Annotated in this window: 20 protein-coding genes; 13 read left to right on the top strand and 7 right to left on the bottom strand. The window is 66.9% G+C overall.

The genetic code is table 11. From position 1 onward, the window contains the following. The first annotated feature begins 170 nt into the window (after nucleotides 1–170). From ACFTSF_RS23390 to ACFTSF_RS23380, 3 genes are read left to right on the top strand one after another with little or no spacing between them, the layout of a single operon-like run. Nucleotides 171–869 carry a DUF6345 domain-containing protein gene (locus ACFTSF_RS23390; RefSeq protein WP_380155790.1) on the top strand — a complete coding sequence of 233 codons (699 nt, stop codon included), beginning with the start codon at nucleotides 171–173 and terminating at the stop codon, nucleotides 867–869. Continuing rightward, complete coding sequence (locus ACFTSF_RS23385) at nucleotides 869–1,498, top strand: hypothetical protein (RefSeq protein ID WP_380155789.1); 630 nt, start codon at nucleotides 869–871, stop codon at nucleotides 1,496–1,498. Before ACFTSF_RS23390 ends, ACFTSF_RS23385 begins: the two co-directional genes overlap by 1 nt. Nucleotides 1,499–1,517: 19 nt before the next feature. Beyond that, nucleotides 1,518–1,835, top strand: coding sequence for a hypothetical protein (locus ACFTSF_RS23380; protein WP_380155788.1), 318 nt, complete (start codon nucleotides 1,518–1,520; stop codon nucleotides 1,833–1,835). A 27-nt stretch (nucleotides 1,836–1,862) separates the two neighbouring features. Here the strand turns inward: ACFTSF_RS23380 and ACFTSF_RS23375 are convergent, their stop codons facing one another. Further along, nucleotides 1,863–4,229: an immune inhibitor A domain-containing protein gene (locus ACFTSF_RS23375; RefSeq protein ID WP_380155787.1), complete on the bottom strand. Its 2,367-nt coding sequence runs from the start codon at nucleotides 4,227–4,229 to the stop codon at nucleotides 1,863–1,865. A 228-nt stretch (nucleotides 4,230–4,457) separates the two neighbouring features. Here ACFTSF_RS23375 and macS point away from each other — a divergent pair, with 228 nt between their 5' ends. Beyond that, the gene (macS, locus tag ACFTSF_RS23370) at nucleotides 4,458–5,579 is read left to right on the top strand and encodes a MacS family sensor histidine kinase (RefSeq protein WP_380155786.1); all 1,122 of its coding nucleotides are present in this window, start codon (nucleotides 4,458–4,460) and stop codon (nucleotides 5,577–5,579) included. 115 nt (nucleotides 5,580–5,694) lie between these two features. Beyond that, complete coding sequence (locus ACFTSF_RS23365; protein WP_132406479.1) at nucleotides 5,695–6,330, top strand: response regulator transcription factor; 636 nt, start codon at nucleotides 5,695–5,697, stop codon at nucleotides 6,328–6,330. A gap of 23 nt (nucleotides 6,331–6,353) precedes the next feature. Here ACFTSF_RS23365 and ACFTSF_RS23360 read toward each other — a convergent pair whose 3' ends face one another. Then, nucleotides 6,354–7,526 carry a S8 family peptidase gene (locus ACFTSF_RS23360; protein ID WP_380155785.1) on the bottom strand — a complete coding sequence of 391 codons (1,173 nt, stop codon included), beginning with the start codon at nucleotides 7,524–7,526 and terminating at the stop codon, nucleotides 6,354–6,356. A 261-nt stretch (nucleotides 7,527–7,787) separates the two neighbouring features. On the opposite strand from ACFTSF_RS23360, the gene secD reads away from it, so the two are divergent. The 4 genes from secD to ligD are packed head-to-tail and all read left to right on the top strand — an operon-like array spanning nucleotide 7,788 to nucleotide 13,964. Then, nucleotides 7,788–10,091, top strand: a complete 2,304-nt coding sequence (gene secD / locus ACFTSF_RS23355; protein ID WP_380155784.1) for a protein translocase subunit SecD — start codon at nucleotides 7,788–7,790, stop codon at nucleotides 10,089–10,091. Nucleotides 10,092–10,140: 49 nt separating this feature from the next. After that, nucleotides 10,141–10,935, top strand: coding sequence for an EamA family transporter (locus tag ACFTSF_RS23350; protein WP_380155783.1), 795 nt, complete (start codon nucleotides 10,141–10,143; stop codon nucleotides 10,933–10,935). A 57-nt stretch (nucleotides 10,936–10,992) separates the two neighbouring features. Then, complete coding sequence (locus ACFTSF_RS23345) at nucleotides 10,993–12,990, top strand: ATP-dependent DNA helicase (protein ID WP_344155748.1); 1,998 nt, start codon at nucleotides 10,993–10,995, stop codon at nucleotides 12,988–12,990. Next, nucleotides 12,987–13,964, top strand: coding sequence for a non-homologous end-joining DNA ligase (gene ligD / locus ACFTSF_RS23340; RefSeq protein WP_380155782.1), 978 nt, complete (start codon nucleotides 12,987–12,989; stop codon nucleotides 13,962–13,964). Before ACFTSF_RS23345 ends, ligD begins: the two co-directional genes overlap by 4 nt. Here the strand turns inward: ligD and ACFTSF_RS23335 are convergent. From ACFTSF_RS23335 to lexA, 3 genes are all read right to left on the bottom strand, one after another. Beyond that, on the bottom strand, nucleotides 13,950–14,906 hold the full coding sequence (locus tag ACFTSF_RS23335; protein WP_380155781.1) for an endo-beta-N-acetylglucosaminidase family protein: 957 nt from the start codon (nucleotides 14,904–14,906) through the stop codon (nucleotides 13,950–13,952). The genes ligD and ACFTSF_RS23335 overlap by 15 nt on opposite strands. A gap of 186 nt (nucleotides 14,907–15,092) precedes the next feature. Then, complete coding sequence (locus ACFTSF_RS23330; RefSeq protein WP_344155757.1) at nucleotides 15,093–15,602, bottom strand: glutathione peroxidase; 510 nt, start codon at nucleotides 15,600–15,602, stop codon at nucleotides 15,093–15,095. 49 nt (nucleotides 15,603–15,651) lie between these two features. Further along, nucleotides 15,652–16,425 carry a transcriptional repressor LexA gene (gene lexA, locus ACFTSF_RS23325; RefSeq protein ID WP_344155760.1) on the bottom strand — a complete coding sequence of 258 codons (774 nt, stop codon included), beginning with the start codon at nucleotides 16,423–16,425 and terminating at the stop codon, nucleotides 15,652–15,654. A 303-nt stretch (nucleotides 16,426–16,728) separates the two neighbouring features. Between lexA and ACFTSF_RS23320 the strand changes: the two genes are divergently transcribed. After that, nucleotides 16,729–17,235, top strand: coding sequence for a LysM peptidoglycan-binding domain-containing protein (locus ACFTSF_RS23320; protein ID WP_380155780.1), 507 nt, complete (start codon nucleotides 16,729–16,731; stop codon nucleotides 17,233–17,235). Here ACFTSF_RS23320 and ACFTSF_RS23315 read toward each other — a convergent pair. After that, a complete protein-coding gene (locus ACFTSF_RS23315) occupies nucleotides 17,195–17,788 on the bottom strand; it encodes a GNAT family N-acetyltransferase (protein ID WP_380155779.1) in 594 nt (197 codons plus the stop codon). The genes ACFTSF_RS23320 and ACFTSF_RS23315 overlap by 41 nt on opposite strands. Nucleotides 17,789–17,868: 80 nt before the next feature. Here ACFTSF_RS23315 and ACFTSF_RS23310 point away from each other — a divergent pair, with 80 nt between their 5' ends. Next, entirely contained in the window at nucleotides 17,869–18,525 is a 657-nt protein-coding gene (locus ACFTSF_RS23310; protein ID WP_380155778.1) for a TetR/AcrR family transcriptional regulator, read from the top strand. Here ACFTSF_RS23310 and ACFTSF_RS23305 read toward each other — a convergent pair. Further along, nucleotides 18,518–19,465 carry a nucleoside hydrolase gene (locus ACFTSF_RS23305; RefSeq protein WP_380155777.1) on the bottom strand — a complete coding sequence of 316 codons (948 nt, stop codon included), beginning with the start codon at nucleotides 19,463–19,465 and terminating at the stop codon, nucleotides 18,518–18,520. The two genes, ACFTSF_RS23310 and ACFTSF_RS23305, sit on opposite strands and share 8 nt — an antisense overlap. A gap of 350 nt (nucleotides 19,466–19,815) precedes the next feature. Between ACFTSF_RS23305 and nrdR the strand changes: the two genes are divergently transcribed. Together nrdR and ACFTSF_RS23295 are read left to right on the top strand one after the other, a co-directional pair. Then, nucleotides 19,816–20,310, top strand: coding sequence for a transcriptional regulator NrdR (nrdR, locus tag ACFTSF_RS23300; protein WP_132173398.1), 495 nt, complete (start codon nucleotides 19,816–19,818; stop codon nucleotides 20,308–20,310). Between the two features lie 110 nt (nucleotides 20,311–20,420). Next, nucleotides 20,421–23,324, top strand: coding sequence for a vitamin B12-dependent ribonucleotide reductase (locus tag ACFTSF_RS23295; protein ID WP_380155776.1), 2,904 nt, complete (start codon nucleotides 20,421–20,423; stop codon nucleotides 23,322–23,324). Nucleotides 23,325–23,372 lie beyond the last annotated feature (48 nt).

The raw sequence follows: 23,372 nt of genomic DNA, 5'->3' as shown, positions 1-23,372 counted from the left end.
CCACTCATCAACCCGTTCCTGAGCCGTCCGGGCAGGGCGTGCTGAGCGTGAATCAAGCAGGCAACACAGAGTTGGTGAGTGCCGGCGGTCCGCCACCCGCGCATCGAATCATCCATCGGCATCTTGGCGGCGGCCTCACGCTGTGTCATCCTCCGAAATGGGGGTTGGGGATGGCGATCAGGGTGGGCGTCGCCTGGGCGACGCATTTTGACCGGCCGTTGTGGCAGCAGGCGTTGCAGACGTCGGTGCGGCACACCAGGCTGCGCTATGCGTACCGGGCGCCGTCGCTGTTCCTGCAGGGGATGCTCAATGCGGGGGATGACATCCAGTTCGTGCTCTGCGACGAGGACCTGACGAGCACGTCGCTCGATCCCGGCGCCTGCCAGGACGTTGACATCCTGTATGTCGCGTCGCACGGCGGCCTCGGCAGCAACGGGTTCTCCGTTGCCCTGCATGCGCTTGACTGGGATCTCCTGACCAGCAACTTCGGCGGTCGCGGTCCGGCGGTGGTGGTCTTCGACTGCTGCAATCTCGACAACGTCAAACAGCCGGGCTGGACGACGAAATGGGAGAACAGCAGTCTCGGCACCGAGCTGCGGATGGTCCTCGGTTTCCGCTCGGCCGCTTCGGTGTCCAAGCTGGCGTCGATCCGCGGTCGCGCCTTCGCCACCATGTTGCGGCAGCTCCCGGTCAAGGACGCCTGGTTCGGGTCCATGCAAGCCGGCGCGTACTACCAGACCGATGAGCCACTCGCGATCGCGTTCGGTGACGACCCGCAGGACGCCCAGAACACTCTGGATACTCTCGACATCGACAATCTGCCCGGACCACGCACCTCGGCGACACCGACCGTCAAGGCGAAGTACTGATGCGCTGGACGGAACTCAGCCTGAGCGATGCGGCCGGCTGGGTGTACGAGCAGAAGCACTGGGCTGAGGCCGGGCCAACACTCGTGTTCGCGCCGGTGGAGGAGCAGCTCGGTTTTCTGGCCTGGGACCTGCCCGACGCGGAGCACATGCCGTGGTCGGGGACTGTCCGGTTCCGCGACTGGGAGCTGGCCGAGAGCTATCTCGAGCGGACTTCGCCGCCACGATCTCTGGAGGAGGTCGAGCCTTCGTCACCTGTCGTCGAGCGGGAGTGCTTGACGGTGATCGGCGGTACGGCGTCGATCGGGCCCGGCGGTCGAGTCAGCCTGATCACCGGCCACGACGGCGCCTTCGTGGATGTCGGCGTGCGGCCGCTGGCGACCGCCGTACCGGTCGAACGTCGTCGCGATCCGCGCGAGATCGAGGCACTCGCCGCGGACCTGTTGCGGCCGGCGGGCGAGACCGCTTTGCGGGTGGCGATCGGGTACGTCGAACCGTCGGCGTACGAGGAAGCGACGCACGCCCCGGTCTGCGTCGTCTTCGATCTCGTCTTCCTCACGCCAGACGGCGTACCGCTGGAGCGCTCGACGCTGGCGGTTCCGCTCGACGAGCGGTTACCGGTCATCGACTGAACCTTGGGAGGGGTTTGCGATGGACGACTATCTCGGGATCGCGCTGGGAGTGCTGGCCGCGATTCTGTACACGTTCCTGAAGGGCTATATCCAGAAGGACTTCGGGGCGACCGCGGGACTTCCGCCGTGGGTGCCGAAGTACCTGAGGCTGTTCCTCTTCTGCCTGGTCACCGCACTCGTCCTGCTGGCGATCGTGCGGTCGCTGAAGCCGGATCTGGAACTCACCTTCTGGCAGGCGCTGCTGGCCGGCTTCGGCTACGAGGCGACCATCGAGAAGTTGAAGAGCCGGCCCGATCGGACCCAGGTGGCCCAGACAGCAGCAACCCCCGGGCAGTGACCCGGGGGCTGCTTTCAGATCAGGGCGTTACTTCCGCTTGGAGACCTGGACCTTGATGCTCGTGCCGTTGCGCGAGAGCACCTTGATGTTGACGCCGTTGTTCGGCACCTTGACGCCGGCCATCGGCTGCTCGGCGAACCAGAACGGCTTGGAGTCGTTGAAGGTCGAGACTCCGGCCTGGCCGCGGATGTAGCTGGCGTTGCCGTTGATGTGCAGCGAGAAGGAGTCGGCCTTCTCGAGCCCGAACGGAGCGTCGTACCCGCCGACCCGCGGCCGCCAGAGCTGGCCGTCGAGGCGGTTGATCGGGGTCGGGTGGCTGTCGATCGGCAGCACCAGACCAGCACCGGGGTGCTCGTTGGTGTTGTTGTCCTCCTGCGAGGTGTCCCAGTACCAGAGCAGCAGACCGTCCTGGTACGGGAAGTGCTCGACCTTGTCCGGCGCCGTGTTGGCGAAGCCGAAGTTGTACGGGCCGGTCTTCAGGTGCGCGTCGTAGTCGACGTAGTTGATGTGCGACGCGAGGTAGTAGTTGTCGTGCTGACTCGTGTACGACGCTCCGACCGTGCTGAAGCCGTTGAGCGCCCAGCCGTCCGGCGTGGTCTCGGCACCGGAGCTGAGCACCGTGGTGGCGCCCGAGGTCACCTTGATCTCGTCGGCGAAGAAGCCCATCTCGGCAGCTGCCGGGTCCGTGGTGTAGCGGAACTGCAGGCCGATCGTCTTGCCTGCGTAAGCAGAGAGGTCGAAGGTCGCCGGAACCCAGCCGTTGCTCTTGCCGTCGATGCCGTTGCCTTCAGCCGCCTTGGTGATGTTGCCGGCGATCGGCTTGTAGCCGGTGCCGTCGTTCACCTCGACGTAGGCGTAGTCACACGCGACGTTGCCACAGTCCTCGATCGACCAGTTGGCCTGGAAGGTGAGGCTCGCGGCGCCGGCCGGCAGGGTGACCTGACGGTTCATGGTGTGCGTGAACTGGTTGCCCTGGCCACTCCACCACGACTTCGTACCTGCGGCCGGAGCGACCAGTTCGTGCGTCACCGACTTCTTCGGCAGCGTCACGACCAGGCCCTGGGCCTTCTTGGTGTTGTACTCGTGCGGTCCGAGCTCGAGCGTCCGGTTCTGGCCGGCGGCGACGATCTCGTAGTCCAGCCAGCCCAGCTGCAACTTGTCCCAGGCGCCGAAGTCGGCCGCCTGCTCGCCGATCCCGCCGTCGGTGGCCTTGGAGACCCGGCTCTGCGCCATGATCGACCACCAGTTGACGCTGTTCTCGATCGCCGGGCCGGAGGTGTCGTAGTGGTCCGGCAGGCCGAGGTCGTGGCCGAACTCGTGTGCGAAGACGCTGATCCCGCCGTTCTCCGGCTGGATCGTGTAGTCGGAGACCCAGAGGCCGGTGTCGCCGATCTGCGAGCCACCGTTCGGGTTGGTCGCCGGGCCACCGGGGTACTGCACCGACCAGCGGTGCGACCACACGGCGTCCTCGCCCTGCCACGGGTCACCGTCGGCCTGGTCGCCGCCGGCGTGCACGATCTGGAAGTGGTCGATGTAGCCGTCGGGCTCGTTGAAGTTGCCGTCACCGTCGAAGTCGTAGCGGTCCCAGACGTCGAACGACTTCAGGTCGGCCTTGATCTGCGCGGTGGTGCGGCCCTTGGCCTTCTGGTCGGCCACCCACTGATTGACCGAGTCCGAGATCAGCGCCCAGACGTTGTTGCAGTTGTTCGCGGCGCACGGCTTGCCGTTGGAGCGGCCGTAGCGGGCCTCGTTGTACTTGACCTTCACCCAGTCGGTGACGGTGCCGTCGACGGTGTACCGGCCGGACGACTGCTTCTCGTAGTACTTCTTGACCGAGTTGCCCTTGCCGAAGTACAGGTCCTGGAAGTACTTCTGGCTGTAGTCGGACTGCCAGACGGTGCTGTTGTCCACCGCGCGGTCCGGCTCCGGGATAGCGTTGTGCAGCGGCCCGTCCCAGGTCACCGGGCCGGGGAAGTTCGGCGAGGTGTCCACGTCGGGGTAGCTCGGGTGCCGCTCGTTGCCGAACTCGGCGAGTACGACGAAGATCTTGTCGCTCTTCTCGCGGCTCAGCTCGACGTACTGGTCGACCTTGCCGGACTTGTTCTTGATCCCCTTCGCGGCGGCGGCCTTGGTGCCCAGCTTCACGACCTGGCTGCCGTTCCGCAGCTCCGGCTTCGCCGTGCCGTTCAGCACCTTGGTGAGTGCCTCCTGGCGCAGATCGCGACGCTTCTCCTCGAGCGGGTTCGGCATCTCGTCCGGTGCGGGTGCGGTCTCACTGGCGATCGGTCCCGAACTCTGGGTGGACGGCGTGACGGCGTTACCGGCCGCGGCCCATCCGATCCCGGCCGTTGCCGCCAAGGCCAGGCTGAACAGCCCAGCGGGTAGCTTGCGCACGATTCCCCTCCATGCATTGTGGACTCCGCCGCGCATGGTGACGCGGCGTGTTCGTAGCTCCCCCGAGCGTGTTCTGCGCGAGAGTACGGGGCAACCAGGGGACTCCGGAAGCAGATGGCGGAAAATACGGGAAAGGCGCGGGGAAACCTGCACCATGAGTGGTATTACTCAACCGGCCGAGTACGACGCCTCGGTCGCAGCGGGCCGGAGTGTTGACAGACTGTGGCGGTGGAGCGCGATCCGGTAGACCTTTTGCAGCCGCTGTGGCGTGCGCTGGTCGTGTTCCGGGTGATCACCTTCGGATTCGCCTGTCTCGGCGTCTGGACCCGGTGGGAGGGCATCGCCCGGCCGTCCGGCGCCGTACTGCAGCTGGTCATCATGGCGATCTGGACGCTCATCTCCTCGTTCGGCTACAGCAGGCGCTGGGGACGACGGAACACCCGGCTCGCCTTCGCGGACCTGGTCGTCACAGCGGGCTGTATGTACGCCACGCTGTTCGCGCAGCCGCTGATCGACATCAGGGGCGGTGCGTCGGTGCTGACCTCGGTGTGGGCGGCCGGACCGGTGCTGGCACTCGCGATCTCGCGTGGTCGCGATGGTGGCCTGCTGGGCGCCGCCACCATCAGTCTGGCGTTGCTGTCGCTACGGGGTGTCGACAACGCGGCAAAGGTGCTCAGCAACGTGCAGCTGCTGCTGGTCGCCGGACTGGTCGTCGGGTACGCCGCCTCCACCATGAGGCGCGCAGGCGACCGGCTACGGGAGGCCATCGCCACGGAGAGCGCGACCGCTGAGCGGCTGCGGCTCAGCCGGTCTATTCACGACGGTGTCCTGCAGGTGCTGGCTCAGGTGCAGCGCCGCGGTCACGCCATCGGTGGCGAGGCCGTCGAGCTGGCTCGGATGGCCGCCGAACAAGAGGTTGCCCTGCGCACCTTGATGGCCGCCCGCCCGGTGACGGCAGACGGCGACCAGACCGACGTGTGCAGCCAGTTGTTGCCGTTGGCCACCACCAGGATCGACGTGGTGGTGCCGGCCGGACCTGTGCTGCTGCCGGCCGCCGCAGCCGGCGAATTGGTCGCCGCGGTCAAGGAGGCGCTCAGCAACGTGGACAAGCACGCCGGCGACGACGCCCGCACCTGGGTGGTGGTCGAGGACCTCGACGACGCCGTACTGGTGTCGATCCGCGACGATGGGATCGGTACGACGCCGGCCCAGCTGGAACAGGCCCGGGTCGACGGCCACCTCGGAGTGAGCCAGTCCATCCGTGGCCGCATCACTGATCTTGGCGGCACCGCCACCGTCCGTACCGCACCAGGCGAGGGAACCGAGTGGGAGCTGAAGGTAGACCGATGACTCTGCATATGCCACGCCTCCGGCGCGGCGGCTCATGGGGCTATAACTCCATCTCTTCCCTCGTCGCTCCAGTCGCTTCGCTCCCTGCGCTCCTCAGTCCAGATCTGGAGGCCCCATGACCAGAGTGATGATCGTCGACGACCACCCGATGTGGCGCGAAGGCGTGGCGCGTGACCTCGGCAGTCGCGGGTACGACGTCTGTGCGACCGCGCAGGATGTTGCGAGTGCGGTGAAGATCGCGCTGGCGACTCGGCCGGATGTCGTGGTGATGGACCTGCAGCTGGGCGACGGTTCCGGGGTCGATGCGACGCGAGAGATCACCGCGGCGCTCCCCGACACCCGGGTGCTCGTCTTGTCGGCCAGCGCGGAACAGGACGACGTACTGGCCGCGGTGAAGAACGGTGCGTCGGGCTATCTGGTGAAGTCGGCATCACTGGACGAGTTCGACGACGCAGTACGGCGTACTGCTGAGGGGGACGCGGTTTTCAGCGCCGGACTGGCCGGACTGTTGCTGGGGGAGTACCGGCGGTTGGGGGCTGGTCCCGAAGTGCCGCAGCTGACTGAGCGGGAGACCGAAGTACTCCGGCTGGTCGCCCGCGGGCTGACTGCCCGCCAGATTGCGACCCGTCTGGTGCTCTCGCATCGCACAGTGGAGAACCACGTGCAGAACACGCTGCGGAAGCTGCAGTTGCACAACCGCGCCGAGCTGGTCCGCTACGCGATCGAACACGGGATCGACGCCCCCGAGTAGTCCCGGGGGCGTCGTCCGTTGGGCTACAGGCCGTTCGTGAAGAGCAGGCGGTTGACCGTTCCGCCGGTTGCGCCACCGGTGACCTTGTTCGGGGTCGCGTTGGTCTCGATGTAGGACTTCACCGCGGCCGGGGTGGCCGACGGGCTGGTCTGCAGGTAGAGCGCCGCGACACCCGCGACGTGCGGCGTCGCCATCGAGGTCCCGCTCATCGAGCCGCTACCACCGGTGCGCAGCGTGGAGACGATCGCCGAACCCGGCGCGTAGACGTCGACACACGCACCGGTGCTCGAGTACGACGCCCGCGCGTCGTTCCGCTCCGACGCCGCCACGACCAGTGCGGTCTCGATCTTGCGAGGCAGGCGCTCACAGGAGTTCCCGCCGGTGTTGCCTGCCGAGGCGGCCAGGAAGACACCGGAGTTGATCATGGCGCGCAGCGAGTTCTCCAGCGTGGTGTTCGCGCTGAAGTTCCACGAGGCGTTGGCCACGGCGGGCTTGACCGCGTTCCGGGTCACCCAGTCCACGGCCGCGATCGCGGAGGACGCCGTACCGGCGCCGCCACAGTCCAGCCACTTCACGCCGTGCAGCCGGGCGGTCTTCGCCACCCCGTAGGTGTTGGATCCGATCGTGCCGGCGACGTGGGTGCCGTGGCCCTGGCAGTCGGTGTTGTTGGAGTCGATGCCGTTGAAGTCGAAGCTGGCGCGACCGCCGAAGTCCGCGTGCCCGGGGGTGATCCCGGTGTCGATGATGTAGGCGTGCACGCCCTGGCCGGTCCGGGTGTAGGTGTAGGAGTTCGACAGCGGCAGGTTGCGCTGGTCGATCCGGTCGATACCCCACGAGGGCGGGTTGGTCTGGGTGGCGTCGAGGGCGTTCTCGATCCGCACGTCCTGCGAGATCGCGACGACGTCGGGGTTCTTCTGCAGTGCGCCCAGCTGGGCGGCGGTGAGCTTCGCGCTGAAGCCGTTGACGGCGGTGCTGAACTGGCGCTGCGGCGTGATGCCCAGGCCGCTCTTCAGCTTCATGCCCTTCTTCAGCTCGACGATGTAGGTGTCCTTGATGGCCGAGACACCGGGCTCGGCCTTGGCCTGCTGGACGATGATCCGGTCCGGGCCGGAGGCGGCGCCGGAGGTGGCGGCGGTGGCGAGGGCGAGGGCCGGGGCCAGGCCCACGGCGAGAATCAGTGAGACGGTACGACGCACGGTTCCTCCTCAGGGAACTCATCACCCACCGGGGCGGAGGGGTGATCACCGTCGGTCCGCAGTCGACTACGGACCGGGGTGGAGCAGAAGTTAGGCCGTACTCACCTGACAGGTCAATCAATTGAGGGGTGCGCTGATGCCATGGCACAGCGCTGCCGCGCTGGGACGTTTGCTTCAACTCCGTACACTGTGCGCCACGCCAACCATGGCTGCTCTCTGTCACGACACCCGTACTGCGGGTGCCCATCTCCGGAGGCTGTAGTGAACCGGTCGTCCATCGTTCGCGCGTTGCTCGCGTTCGTCGTGCTGGCTCTGTCGACGTTCGTCGTCCTGACCGCGAAGCCCGAGCTCGGCCTCGATCTGCGCGGCGGTACGCAGATCGTGCTGGAGGCCAAGGACACGCCGGAGATGAAGGTCACCAAGGACGTCACCGACAACGTGACCCAGGTGCTGCACCGGCGCGTGGACGCCCTCGGCCTGGCCGAGCCGAACGTCACCCGCCAGGGCGAGAACCGGATCATCGTCGAGCTGCCCGGTGTCCAGGACCCGCGCGAAGCCGCGAAGGTGGTCGGCAAGACCGCCCAGCTGACCTTCCACGAGGTGCTGAACCAGGTCGCCGAGAAGCCGGCCAAGCCCGCCAAGGGTGAGATCTGGCTGCCCTCGGACACCGGATCCGGGGTGCTGCAGCTCGCGAAGCCGGCGATGACCGGTCAGCTCGTGAGCGGCGCCGACGGGATGATCGACCCGCAGCAGCCGGGCCAGGGCTGGTTCGTCCAGATGAAGTTCAAGGGCGACGGCGGCAAGATCTGGGCCAACATCACCGGCAAGGCCGCCTGCGAGCCGGTGAACACGCCCAAGCGGATGATCGCGATCGTCCTCGACAACGAGGTGATCAGCGCCCCGCAGGTCGACCCGGACGGCGGCAACCAGCTCTGCGGCACGGGCATCCCCGGTGGCACCAGCACGATCAGCGGCCGCTTCACCGAGGCCGAGGCCAAGGACCTGGCGGCGCTGATCGAGGGCGGCTCGCTGCCGGTGCCGGTCGAGATCATCGACCAGCGTTCGGTCGGCCCTTCGCTGGGCAAGGACGCCATCCAGGCAAGCGCCGAGGCCGCGATCATCGGGCTCGGTCTGACCGCGATCTTCATCATCTTCGTGTACCGGCTGGTCGGCCTGATGGCCGTGCTCGGCCTGATCGGGTACGCCGGTATGTCGTACGCCGCGCTGACCGTGCTCGGGGCCACGTTGACGCTGCCCGGTCTGGCCGGTTTCGTGCTCGCCATCGGGATGGCGGTCGATGCGAACGTCCTGGTCTTCGAGAGAGCCCGGGAAGACCACATCGCCGGGCGGACCGACGGCCTGCGCCGTTCGCTGCGCAGCGGTTTCCAGAACGCGTTGTCCGCCATCGCGGACTCCAACATCACCACCCTGCTCGCGGCCGGTCTGCTGTTCTTCCTGGCGGCCGGACCGGTGCGCGGCTTCGGCGTCACGCTGAGCATCGGTGTGCTCGCATCGCTGCTGTCCGCGCTGGTGGTCACCCGAGTGCTGGCCGAGTTCTTCGTGTCGCGGAAGTTCGTGCTGCGGCGCCCCGGCCTGAGTGGAATCGACGGCCACGGGCGCGTGCGGACCTGGCTGGAGGCACGGCGGCCGGCCCTGATGAATCACAGCCGCCGGTGGTTGCTGATCAGCGTGATCGTGATCGCCGTCGGGGTTGCGGGCGTCGTCATACGAGGTCTCAATCTCGGCATCGAGTTCACCGGCGGGCGGTTGCTGGAGGTCAGCACGGCCCAGCCGATCACGCCGGATCAGGCGCGGGCCGCGGTGGGCGAGGCCGGCTATCCGACAGCGATCGTGCAGGCGACCGACAACGAGAACATCACCGTGCGAACCGGGACGATCTCGGACGACGAGGCGGAGAAGGTCCGCGAGTCGATCGCGCAGATCGGCGGTGGCACTGCCGAGCTGGTGCGCAACGAGAGCATCGGTCCGTCGCTCGGTGAAGAGCTGCGCAACAAGGGTCTGATCGCGCTCGGGATCGCCTTGCTTGCACAGCTGGCCTATCTGGCCGCTCGCTTCCGGTGGACCTTCGGTGCGGGTGCGGTACTCGCCCTGATCCAGAACGTGGCGGTCGTGGTCGGCGTCTTCGCCTGGACCGGCAAACCGGTCGACGGCATCTTCCTGGCCGCGATCCTGACCATCATCGGCTACACGGTGAACGACTCGGTCGTCGTGTTCGACCGGATCCGCGAGACCCGCAGTGCCCGGGCCACCGAGAACCTCGGCCCGGTCATCGACACGGCGATCGTCAACGTGCTGCCGCGAACGGTCAACACCGGTATCTCGACGCTGTTCATCCTGTCCGCGCTGCTGGTCCTCGGCGGCGACTCACTGGGTGACTTCTCGCTGGCGCTGCTGCTCGGCATCCTGGTCGGCACCTACTCGTCGAACCTGACCGCCGCGCCGCTGCTCCTCGAGCTCGAACGCCGCTACCCGGCCCCGCCGCCGCGCCCGAAGCGCGCCCAGGTCGACCGGGACGCCGCTCCGGACCGTGGAGCCGTGGTCTGACGCAGCCTAGGTAGACAGTGTCTACAGCGGTCGTGTAGACATTGTCTACATGACCGCCCTCGCGCTGCTGACCGCCTCCGCGTGCTGCCATGCCACGTGGAACCTGCTGATGAAGACCGTCAGCACCAAGGGATCCGCCTTCATCTGGCTCTGCGGCCTGCTCACCCTCCCGGTCTCCGTCGTCCTGCTCGTGCGTTCCGACGATCTCGCCGTGACGTGGTGGCCGGCCTTGATCAGCATGGCCCTGCACACCCTGTACGCCGTCACCCTGCAGAAGGCGTACGGCGCCGCTGACTTCGCCACCGTCTATCCGATCAGCCGAGGCTCTGCACCCGTCCTGGTCGCGCTAGCTACGGTCTCCGGCTGGCGGGTGTACGCCGGAGCTCTGATCGTTCTACCTGGCGTTCTCGTCATGGACCGTCTGCATCGTGGCCGGACGCTGGCCCGCGGTATCGCGCTCGGTCTATTGGTCGCAGCCTGCACGGCGGCGTACACGCTCTGGGATGCCTACGCGATCGGTACCTTGCACGCGGACCTGCTTGCCTACCTGGCCGTCAGCAATCTCGCCCAGGTCGTGGTCCTCTCGGTGCTTTCTCGCGACCGCCGAGCAGCCCTGGGGGAGTGGCGTCGAGCGATCCCGGTCGCCATCCTCGTCCCGGCCAGCTACGGCCTGTCGCTCCTCGCCCTCTCCTACGCCTCCGTCAGCGCGGTCGCGGTCGGCCGCACAATGAACGTCGTCATCGGCGCGCTCCTCGGCTTCCTCGTCCTCCACGAACGCGCCACCCGCACCCGGCTGGCCGGACTCGCGGCGGTCGTCGCAGGCGTCGTACTCGTCAGCATCTGAGGGTTATCCACAGGCGCCGATCGCCAGGCGGAATCTGTCGGCGCGGCGGGCTAGGGTGTGGCGGTGGGTGTAGACGTACGCGAATTGCTCGAAGCCGCTGTCTCCGGGATCGCTGGGCAGACCAGACCTGGACAGGTGGAGATGGCCGAGGCCGTCAACACCTCCATGCATGACGGCTCGCACCTACTTGTCCAAGCCGGCACCGGCACCGGGAAGTCGCTCGGCTACCTCGTTCCCGCGCTGCTGCACGCGATCGAGGACCGCCGGGTGGTCGTCTCGACCGCGACTCTCGCACTGCAGTCGCAGCTCGTGGACCGCGATGTCCCGGCGCTGCTCGACGCGACCGAGAAGCTCCTGCCGCGCAGGCCGTCGTACGCGATCCAGAAGGGCCGCAACAACTACGCCTGCCTGCACCGGATCCGCGAGGGTGCGCCGGACGAGGACGGCATGCTGATCGACGTCCCGCCGCCGGGGCAGATCGGGCAGCAGGTGCTGGAGCTGCGGGACTGGGCCGAGCAGCAGTTGCTCGACGGCGAGGCCGGCGACCGTGACCATGCGCCCTCGCATCAGTACCAGGCCTGGCAGCAGGTGGCGATCGCGGCGCGGGAATGCCTCGGCGCGCAGAAATGCCCGTATGGCGATGAGTGTTTCGCGGAGAAGGCGAAGGAGCAGGCCCGCAAGGCGGACATCGTGATCACGAATCACGCGCTGCTGTCCATCGACGCCTTCGAGAACCGCACTGTCCTGCCCGAGCACGACGTGATCATCGTAGATGAGGCCCATGAGCTTCCGGCGCGTGTCACCGGTGCCGCCGGCGACGAGCTCTCGCCGCAGATGGTCGAGCGAGCCGCCAAGCGGTCGCGACGATTCGTGGACGACGACAAGGCCGACGATCTGATCGACGCCTCGGACGCATTGCGCGCAGCGCTCGATGGCACTCGCGAAGGCCGGATCGAGCCGTCGAACACGCCCGTCCTGGAGGCGGCCGGGCTGGTTCGCGACGCCGCTCGCTCGATGTACTCGGACCTGAACAAGAAGTCCGACGACAAGGACGACGACCCCGACGGCGCGAAGCGGCAGGCCAAGGGCGCGGTGAAGGAGATCTTCGACGTCGCCGAGCGGGTCGCCGCGCTGAACGATCTGGACGTCGTCTGGATGGCCGACCGTGAGCGCTTCGGCCGCGAGCTGCGGATCGCGCCGCTCACCGTTGCCGGTCTGCTCCGCGAGCTCGTCCTGAAGGACCGCACCGCGGTGCTCACCTCGGCCACCCTCTCGCTCGGTGGTGACTTCGACTCGATCGCGCGTCAGGTCGGCCTGCGGCCGGCCGACAAGCTCACGGACGACGACGAGATGCCCGAGCTCGACGACAGCAACGAGACCGGTCCACTGCCCTGGCGCGGCCTCGACGTCGGTTCCCCGTTCGAGTACGAGAAGCAGGGGATTCTGTACGTCGCCAAACACCTGCCGCCGCCGCATCGCGACGGACTCGGGCAGAAGCAGTTCGACGAGATCATCGACCTGATCACCGCAGCCGGTGGTCGCACACTCGGCCTGTTCTCATCGCGCCGGGCGGCTGAGGCCGCGACCGCCGCCGTCCGCGAGGCGACCGACCTGACCATCCTCTGCCAGGGCGATGCGCAATTGGGTGAGCTGGCCAAGGAGTTCGTCGACAACCCCGAGACATCTCTGTTCGGGACGCTGTCGCTGTGGCAAGGCATCGACGTACCGGGCTCGACCTGCAACCTGGTCATCATCGACCGCGTCCCGTTCCCGCGTCCCGACGAGCCGCTGATGGCGGCCCGGCAGCGCGCGGTGGACGAGGCCGGGGGCAACGGTTTCATGGCCGTCGCCGCCACCCACGCAGCGCTGTTGCTTGCCCAGGGCACCGGTCGGCTGATCCGCCGCAGCACCGACCGCGGCGTGGTCGCGATCCTCGACCCCAGGATCGTCACCCAGCGGTACGGCGGCTTCCTGCGCGCCTCCTTGCCTCCGATGTGGCCGACGGCGGATCGTGAGAAGGTGCTTGGCGCCTTGAAGAGACTCCAGACGGTATGAGCCCGTCGGGCGGTCCGCCGGTGCTGCCGATGATGGCGGCGCTGGGGGAGATGCCGTCCGGACCCGACTGGTCGTACGAGCTCAAGTGGGACGGCATTCGCGTCGTCGTCGAGGTCGACGACGGTGTCTGCCGGTTGTGGTCGCGCAACAGCCGAGACGTGTCCGGCGGGTACCCCGAGCTAATCGGTCTGGCCGAATCGCCCGGTCTGCGACTGCCCGCCGTACTGGATGGGGAGATCGTCACGCTGGACGAGCACGGTGCGCCGTCGTTCGGTCTGCTGCAACGGCGGATGCATGTGCGAGATCCCCGGCATCTGCGTCATCTGATCACCGAGGTACCGGTCTCGGTGCGGTTGTTCGACGTGCTTAGGTTCGACGGCAAGTGGTTGCTTGAGGCAACGTACGACGATCGGCGCGGACTGCTCGAGTCACTCGACCTCGGGGACCCGTTCTACGAGACGCCCGCCGCGTTGGCCGACGGCGACGAAGCACTCGGTATCGCAGTCTCGACAGGGCTCGAAGGAGTGGTGGCGAAACGCCGTCGTTCCCGTTACCTGCCTGGCCGGCGGAGCTCCGACTGGATCAAGGTGAAGCCGGTGCAGACCCGCGATGTCATCCTCTGCGGCTGGCATCCGGGGGAGGGGAATCGCGACGGCAAGATCGGTTCCTTCTACATCGGCGCGTACGCCGAACCTGGCGGCGAACTACTCCTGATCGGCAAAGTCGGTTCGGGCCTCGACTTCGCGACGCTCGACCTGCTCGGCACGGAGCTTGCCGGCCTGGAGATCGACAGACCGGCCTTCAACCCGGCGACCATTCCCGGGCCCGACCAGCGCCGAGCGCACTGGCTGGACCCGGTGCTGGTCGCCGAGATCACCTTCTCCGGCTGGGCGGCCGACGGACGCCTCCGGCATCCGGTCTGGCGCGGCCTACGCCTCGACATCGACCCCAGCAGCGTCCTAGTCGTCGACTGACTGGGCCAACGCGTCGAGCCGCTTCATCCAGCTGTAGTCGGTGGTCGAGATGGTGTCATCACCAGGCTGTTTGCCATCCCGGTCGATCGCGTAGGCGAACACGCCACCCTTCTCACCGCCGGTCGGCTGCCACTTCGCGTACGACGCGGCCCGGCTGGTCTCGAAGGGGTCGAGCGTGTCGCCCCAGTGCGCACCGCGCTCCTCGTAGAACGAGACGCCGGGCAGGAACTGACACGACGAGATCCGGCTCGAGAACGTCTGCCAGGTGGACTGCAGCGTCGATGCGCCACGGCCGTAGGCCTGCAGCATCACGTAGTTGTAGAGCGACGACGTCCGGGTGAAGACCGGGTGGCTGCCGGTCAGGTTGGTGTCGTAGATGAAGAGTTTCCCGGAGGCCGACTTCGGGCCGATCCGCTTGCCGAGTGCGCTGATGATGCCGGCCGCGCGAGTCAACGCCGTACCGCTCGGGGTGCTCTCGACGTCGATGTCGATTCCGTCGACACCCCAGTTGACGATGTACTCGTCGTACAGCTGCTGGGCGTAGGCGTCGTACGCGGCGGTGTTGTCGGCGACTGGAGCCTTGGCGAAGTCGTCGATCCACAAGGTGAAGACGGCCTTCGTGCCCTGCGCGTGCAGGGCGGGCAGATAGGTGTCGCGCAACGCCACCCAGAAGTCCGGATCCTCGGCAGGTTTGGTCGCGAAGACCGAGACGATGTCGATCTCCGGTGGGACCTCGCTCAACCGCTGCACGTTCGGCGCGCGGTCCTCGGGTTTCGTGGTCGCGACATCGCGCCATTGCCGGTAGTAGCCGTAGGTGATGGGCGTGCCGCAGTTCTGCGCGCCGGTGGCGGCAGTGATGGCACCGGCGGGGGTGATCGACGTCGTCATCGCTACAGCACCGACGGCGACAGCGACGCAGGCTTTCGTGATGGCTGCTCTCATGGGCAGCCAAGATGTCGAACTATACCGGTTTAGTCAACGGGTGAGGGAATCGCCGAGGCGTGAGAAAACTGCCCGGTATACGGACGGATTCGCCGGGCATTGCGACGCCGGCTGTTCAGGTGTTGCAGCTCGGGGTCGCGAAATAGTTGCGCTCGGCATCGATCGCCGGGCGGAAGCCGTGCTGGGTCAGTCGTTCGCTTCCCGGGAAGCGGCCGGTATCGCCAGCGCCGCCTCGATCTTGTCGGCCAGCTTCTCCGGCGTATTGGTCGGCGCGTAGCGCGCGATCACCCCGCCGTCGCGGCCGATCAGGAACTTGGTGAAGTTCCACTTGACCCGGCCGCCGAGCAGGCCGCCCTGCTCGCGTTTCAGCCAGTTGTACAAGGGAATCGTCCGCGATCCGTTCACGTCGATCTTGGCGAACATCGGGAACGTCACGTGGTAGATCGTCGAACAGAAGTTCGCGATCTCGTTCTCGTCACCGGGCTCCTGGTGGTTGAACTGGTCGCAGGGAAAACCCAGCACCGAGAAGCCCTGCCGACGGTAGGTCTTGTAGAGCTTCTGCAATCCCGCGTACTGCGGGGTCTGGGAGCACTGCGACGCCGTGTTCACCACCAGGAGCACCTGGTCGCGGAAATCGGCAAGAGACTGTTCATTGCCTTCGATCCGGCGCGCGCTGAAGTCGTAGACAGTCGTCATGAGAACAATGCTGACACGACCCGCCCGACTTCGCTTGCCGTCTGAGATGTCAGACTCGCCGCAGAACTGTTACGACCTTTCCGAGGATCACCGCGTCCTTGCCGTCGATCGGTTCGAACGCCGGGTTGTGCGGCAGCAGCCAGATCTCGGACTTGGTCTTCTTGAACGTCTTCACGGTCGCCTCGCCGTCGATCATGGCAGCGACGATGTCACCGTTCTCCGCGGTCTGCTCCTGCCGGACGACCACCCAGTCGCCGTCGCAGATGGCGATGTCGATCATCGACTCACCCTTGACCTTCAGCATGAACAGCGTGCCCTCGCCGACCATTGCCTTGGGCAACGGGAACACCTCTTCGACCTGCTGGTCGGCGAGGATCGGGTTACCGGCGGCGATCTGCCCGACCACGGGCACGTAGACCGCGTCCGGATGCGCGTCGCCGGCCCCGGTCTCGTCGTACGCCGTCTGGCGCACCGAGCCGAGCGCACTGCGCCGGGCCGCGGCGTCGACCTCGCCGGGGTAGCGGACCTCGATGGCGCGCGGCCGGTTCGGGTCGCGGCGCAGCAGGCCCTTCTGCTCGAGCACCCGTAGCTGGTGCGACACCGACGACGAACTGGTCAGCCCGACCCGCTCGCCGATCTCCCGCATCGAGGGCGGGTACCCGCGGCTGTCCACCGAATCCTTGATCACGTCCAGCACCCGGCGCTGCCGCGGCGTCAGCCCGGTCGCGTCGGCCGGCCCGTCGGGCAGCTCGCTCACGGTCCGGTCCGCGGTGTCCGCGGCGCGGTCCTCGTTCTTGCTGGAACCGCTCGGCGTCCTGGGCATCGGTGATCCGCTCCTCTGGTCCTGGTCAGGTTCGACTGAGACGACCGTAGACCGAATTCTGAGATTCTTCAAACATCTGTTCGAAGGCGTGTCGGTTCGCACGTTTGTTCGTGTGTCGGGTTATAGGGCGGGAATTCTGCTGGCGTGTCGCTGTTGGAAGTAGTTGCGTCGACCGGGTGGATGGGTTAATCATTCGTACAGACGTTCGATCGAACAGGTGTTCGGCTGGCCGCATCCGCAGAAACTGTCGGAGGCGGCCGGTAGACAAGGAAGCACAGCGAACAACGTGGTCTGGAGGATCTGATGAGCACAGCGGAACTCGCAGCGGATGCGCTGGCCGGCCGGCTTGCGCCCGAGGTTGCGCCCGCTCCCCAGGGGGTTCCGCGACGCCGCCGGATCCTCGGCAGCGCCACCGAGCCACTCCCGGTCCGTGCCTGCAGCGGCGAGGTCCTCGGCCGCCAGGTGGTCGTCAGGCATCAGGAGCGGCGGCCCCGCGAGCTCGAGGCCCCCTCCCTGCGGCTGACCCGGCGCGGCCGGATGCTGGTCTCGTTCGTGTCGGTGCTGGTCTTCGGTTCCGCCATCGCGGTGCTCGGCCTGCGGATCGCCGGCGTCCTCGACTCAGGCCCCGACTTCAGCAGCACGGTCCCGGTCCAGGTCGCGCCCGGTCAAAGCCTCTGGTCGATCGCCCAGGAGACGAATCCCGATCAGGACCCGACGCTCGTCATCGAGAAGATCGCCGAGCTGAATCAACTCTCCGGCCCGGCCGACCTCACTCCTGGCCAGACGCTGCAGATCCCGATCGCCCGCTGAGCCATTCATCCTTGAGCAGGGCATAGACAAACTCGTTGCCCCACTCACCTTTGAACCACAAGGCCTGCAGATGATGTGCCTCTCGGCGCATCCCGAGCCGCTCGAGTAGCTGCGCCGACGCAGTATTGCGATCATCCAGTACGGCGACGATCCGATGCAGCCCGAGATCCTCGAACCCGAGCCGCAGCATCTCCCGCGCCGCCTCCGACGCATACCCCTTGCCGTGATACCCGGCATGCAGGGCATAACCGATTTCCCCCTGCCGATCCGCCTCGCTCGCCCACTTCAGCAGCACCTCGCCGATCACAGTCCCGGTCTCCCGCAGTTCGATCGCGAGCACCAGCCACTGACCTTCCTCGGTCAGCCGGTCCTGCGTGAGCTTCTTCTCCAGCGCCTCCCGCGTCAGCTCCCGATCCCGCACCGGCCACGGCACATACCGCACGATGTCCGGATTCGAGTGGAACGCCAGCAGATCGTCGAGATCGTCCCGCCGATGCGCACGCAGGTCCAGCCGCTCGGTCCGCAGTGGATAAGCCGGATGCAATCCAGTCACGACGCCGCCCTCACGAGTAGTCTGTCTAACACCGTTAGACACTAGTGCCGTCACCACAGATCCCACAACGAGGTTTCCCCGTGCCCGAAGACCCGCCTCCCGGCCCCGAGCGCCCGGCTCGCATTCCGGACCACACGGCGCCATCCGCGACAACGCGCGCCCCCTCCTCTCACACGGCAGTCGGGATCACGGTCGCGGCCATCGCCGACGCTGCCCTCGCCGTCATTCGGGCGGTCGGCGTCGACGGGCTGACCATGCGTGGGGTGGCTGAGCGACTAGGCGTGCGAGCCCCCACCCTCTACCACCACGTGCGGAACAAGGCCGAGCTCCTCGACCTGGTCGCGCGCAACGCCTTTGACGAGTTCGCGTCCGACGAAACGGCGTACGAAGATCTCCGAACCATCGACGAATGGATCGCCCTCACCAGAAGCGGTTCGCTCGAATTCCGTGCGTTCTACGCCGACCATCCCGGCCTGGCCGCGCTCATGCAGGCAAAAGCAACCCCGGATCGAGATCAAGGCGCCGGCTCCCGAGCCCTCCTGGTCCGCGTACAAATCGAGTCGCTAGTACGCCTCGGCGTCCCCGGACCCCAAGCCCGCCACTTCTTCGAGGTAACCGCCCGCTGGGGCCTGGCGGCCGTGGTAGCCGAATCGACAATCACCGAAGACCTGTTCAGCGATGGCCTGGACATCTTCCTCGCCGGCCTCAGATCCCGCCTACTCGAGCTGACTACCTAACCGCGCCCAGCCACAACTCGGCGTACCGCGAACCATCCACAGCCGTCGCGACATCCACCACAGTCGGCGAAACGCCGTACGGATCGCTGGTCAGATCGCTCGACCCCCGACTGTCGACAATCGTCCGCCCGCGCGACCAACTCCCCGCCAACTCCACCCGCACGGGCAGCCGCCGCGTAGTGAGCCCGTCCGGATCGATCACCGCGCACACCGCGCCGCCATCACCGATGCTCGCGCCCGCAGCGCCGTACAACTCGCTGCGCCTCTCGATCAGCTTCCGCGCCAAATCAGCCGATGCAGACCCGCCCAGCTCCGACGCCTGCTCAAGCGTCACAACCACGTCGTAGAAAACATCCAGCCCATACATCGTCACCGGTACGCCGAGCTCACCCGCGGCAGCGAGCACGATCGCAGCAGCCTCCGGATCAGTCCAGATGTTGAACTCGGCCGAAGCGGTCGCGTTACCAATCCCAGCTGCACCACCCATGAACACGATCTCGCGCAGCCCAGCCGCAGACTCGGGATACGTGCGGAGCAGCAAGGCAATATTCGTCATCGGTGCCAGCGGAATCAGCGTCACCGGATCGTCTTTGGCAGCCGCATCCAGCAGAACCGAACGCAGCAGCTCAATCGCCGGCGTAGGACTCGGCGAGCGGGTAGACCGCGGCCAGTCCAGATCACCCAGCCCGTCAACACCATGGACATGCGGAGCAGCCCGCATCGGCTGCAGCAACGGCAGCGCCGCACCACGAGCGACCGGTACGTCGGTCCGTCCGGCCGCCTCCAGCACGGTCAGCGTGTTGATCACGACGTCGTCCAGCCCGACATTCCCGCCGACGCACGTGACGGCCTGCAGGTCGAGTCCTGGATGGCGGGCGGCGAGCAACAGCGCGCAAGCATCGTCGAGCCCGGTGTCGACGTCCAGGATCACCGGTTTCATGCCCCCATCCTGACCTATCGGCCAAGTCGCGCAGACGCCGGGGGAGGGCCGCAGTGTCCTCCCGCCGAGGGCCCTTTTGGTGGCGCCACGCGGGACTACACGGGGCCGCACGAGTGTTGAAACCAAGGAGGGGTCAGACCGATTCAGAAGCGACGCGCGCGAGATCCGGCCGTTCTTGCAAACTGTCGGAGCAGCGATCTAGGATCCCTAGATGTAGTGGTTACACGGGTGTAATTTTCCACAGGTAGTGGTTGGTTACTCACAGGCCATACACAGGTTGTCCCCAGATCCATCCACAGACGCAGTCCACAGCCCGCCCGAGCGGCGGCCTACGGGAGGAGTGATCAGCCGTGCACTGTCCGTATTGCCGGCACACCGATTCCCGTGTGGTCGACAGCAGGGTGGCCGAGGACGGCGGAGCGATCCGTCGCCGCCGCCAGTGCCCGGTCTGCGAGAAGCGGTTCACCACCGTCGAGCAGATGCAGCTGACCGTCGTGAAGCGCTCCGGCGCCACCGAGCCGTTCAGCCGGGAGAAGGTCGTCAACGGCGTGAGCAAGGCCTGCAAGGGCCGGCCCGTCGGCGTGGATGCGCTGTCCCGGTTGGGGCAGAAGGTCGAGGACGCGCTGAAGGCGAGCGGTTCGCCGGAGGTTCCCGCGCACGAGGTGGGTCTTGCCATCCTCGGGCCGCTGCGGGAGCTGGACGAGGTCGCTTACCTGCGGTTCGCCAGTGTGTACCGGCAGTTCGAGTCGGCGGACGATTTCGAGACCGAGATCGCCCTGCTGCGCGCGGAGAAGGAGCCCGAGGGCACCGAGCCGCCGCCGCTGAGGCCGACCCAGCAGACATAAATCGGGGATTCGCAGTAGCAGTAACACAACGTGCGGTACGGCGTTGGCAGTACCAACGGGGCGGTCCCGGGCAGACCGCGGCAGGGCGATCAACATTGCGAGGAGCAACCATGACAGAGACGGTGACCGGCCACTCGGGGTCGACCAAGCGGTCGGCGGCCGGGTTCCGTGGGCGGAAGAACGCCCCCGCGGGACTCACCATCGAGCGGATTTTCACCACCGAGGGCGTACACCCGTACGACGAGGTGACGTGGGAGCGCCGCGACGTCGTACAGCAGAACTGGAAGACCGGTGAGACCGTCTTCGAGCAGCGCGGGGTGGAGTTCCCCGACTACTGGAGCGTGAACGCGTCCACCATCGTCACCACCAAGTACTTCCGTGGCGCGGTCGGTCACGACAACCGTGAGTGGAGCCTGCGCCAGCTGCTGGACCGGGTCGTCAAGACCTACCGCAAGGCCGGCGAGGACTACGGCTACTTCACCACTCCGGCCGACGCCGAGATCTTCGAGCACGAGCTCACCTGGATGCTCCTGCACCAGTACTTCAGCTTCAACTCGCCGGTCTGGTTCAACGTCGGGACGACGTCGCCGCAGCAGGTCTCGGCCTGTTTCATCCTGGCCGTCGACGACTCGATGGACTCGATCCTGAACTGGTACAAGGAAGAGGGGCTGATCTTCAAGGGCGGCTCCGGCGCCGGCCTGAACCTGTCCCGGATCCGGTCCTCCAAGGAGCTGCTGCAGTCCTCCGGCGGCACCGCCTCCGGCCCGGTCTCCTTCATGCGCGGTGCGGACGCGAGCGCCGGGACGATCAAGTCCGGCGGCGCCACCCGCCGCGCGGCCAAGATGGTCGTCCTGGACGTCGACCACCCCGACATCGAGGAGTTCGTCGAGACCAAGATGCGCGAGGAGGACAAGATCCGCGTCCTCCGCGACGCCGGGTTCGACATGGACCTCGGCGGCCGCGACATCACCTCGGTCCAGTACCAGAACGCGAACAACTCCGTCCGGGTCACCGACGAGTTCATGCGCGCGGTCGAGGACAAGGGCGAGTTCGGGCTGCGGGCGCGGCTGGACAACTCGATCATCGAGAAGGTCGACGCGCGCGAGCTGTTCGACAAGATCAGCCACGCCGCCTGGGCCTGCGCCGACCCGGGGCTGCAGTACGACGACACCATCAACGACTGGCACACCACCCCGGAGACGGGCCGGATCACCGCGTCCAACCCGTGCTCGGAGTACATGCACCTGGACAACTCGTCCTGCAACCTGGCGTCGCTGAACCTGATGAAGTTCCTCCGCGACGACGACCTGTTCGACTCGGAGAAGTTCGTCAAGGCCGTCGAGCTGATCATCACCGCGATGGACATCTCGATCTGCTTCGCCGACTTCCCGACCGAGCCGATCGGCGAGACCACCCGGGCCTACCGGCAGCTGGGCATCGGTTACGCGAACCTCGGTGCGCTGCTGATGGCGACGGGCCACGCCTACGACTCCGACGGTGGTCGCGCACTGGCGGGCGCTATCACCTCGCTGATGACCGGTACGTCGTACCGGCGGTCGGCCGAGCTGGCCGGCGTCGTCGGCGCGTACGACGGCTTCGTGCGCAACAAGGAAGCGCACACCCGGGTGATGCGCAAGCACGCCGCAGCCAACGACGCGATCCGCACCATTCACCCGATCGACAAGGACGTCCACACCCACGCCACGGCGGCCTGGGACGGCGTACTGAAGATCGGCGCGAAGAACGGCTGGCGCAACGCGCAGGCCTCGGTGCTGGCCCCGACCGGGACCATCGGCTTCATGATGGACTGCGACACCACCGGCATCGAGCCGGACTTCTCGCTGGTCAAGTTCAAGAAGCTGGTCGGCGGCGGCTCGATGCAGATCGTCAACCAGACGGTCCCGCGGGCGCTGCGGCAGTACAGCTACACCGAGGAGACGATCGAGGCGATCGTCGAGTACATCTCGGAGAACGGTCACGTCGTGGACGCGCCCGGCCTGAAGCCGGAGCACTACGAGATCTTCGACACCGCGATGGGTGAGCGCGCCATCAAGCCGATGGGCCACGTGCGGATGATGGCGGCGGCCCAGCCGTTCCTGTCCGGCGCGATCTCGAAGACGGTGAACCTGCCGGAGACCGCGACGGTCGAGGAGATCGCCGACGTCTACTTCCAGGGCTGGAAGCTCGGCCTGAAGGCGCTGGCCGTCTACCGCGACAACTGCAAGGTCGGTCAGCCGCTGGCCGACGCCAAGGCGAAGAAGGCTTCCGAGTCCGACGACGCGGTCGCGGCCCAGGCCGCCGTCGCGGAGAAGATCGTCGAGAAGGTCATCGAGTACCGGCCGACCCGCAAGCGCCTGCCGAAGTCGCGGCCGTCGCGGACCACGTCGTTCGCGGTCGGTGGCGCCGAGGGCTACATGACGGCGGGTTCCTACCCTGACGACGGCCTCGGCGAGGTCTTCCTCAAGATGGGCAAGCAGGGTTCCACCCTGGCCGGTGTGATGGACGCCTTCTCGATCGCGATCTCGATCGCCCTCCAGCACGGCGTACCGCTGGAGACCTACGTGCAGAAGTTCACCAACCTGAAGTTCGAGCCGGCCGGTCTGACCGACGACCCGGACGTCCGGATGGCGCAGTCGATCATGGACTACATCTTTCGTCGGCTTGCTCTGGATTACCTGCCCTTCGACGAGCGCGCGGCCCTCGGCATCTACTCCGCCGAAGAGCGTTCCCGTCAGCTCGACACCGGCTCCTACGAACCGGCCCCCGTCGAGATCTCCGAAGCCGAGTCGCTGAAGTCGGTCGAGCCGATCGCCGAGGTCACCGAGAAGCCCACCGAGGCTGCCGCGGCCAAGCCGGTCGACACCTCCGAGGTCCGCACCACCGCCGAGATGTTCGAACTCATCACCGGCACCTCGGTCGACGCCCCGCTCTGCTTCACCTGCGGCACCAAGATGCGCCCCAGCGGTTCCTGCTACGTCTGCGAAGGCTGCGGCAGCACCTCCGGCTGCAGCTGACAAGCTGAACGCACTACGGCCCCCGGGAACTTCCCACTTCCCCCGGGG

This window comes from Kribbella sp. NPDC056951 (genome assembly GCF_042674205.1).
GTDB classification, from domain to species: Bacteria; Actinomycetota; Actinomycetes; order Propionibacteriales; family Kribbellaceae; genus Kribbella; species Kribbella yunnanensis.
The sequence above is the reverse complement of the archived record's forward strand: the minus strand, read 5'-3'. Positions and strand labels throughout refer to the sequence as shown.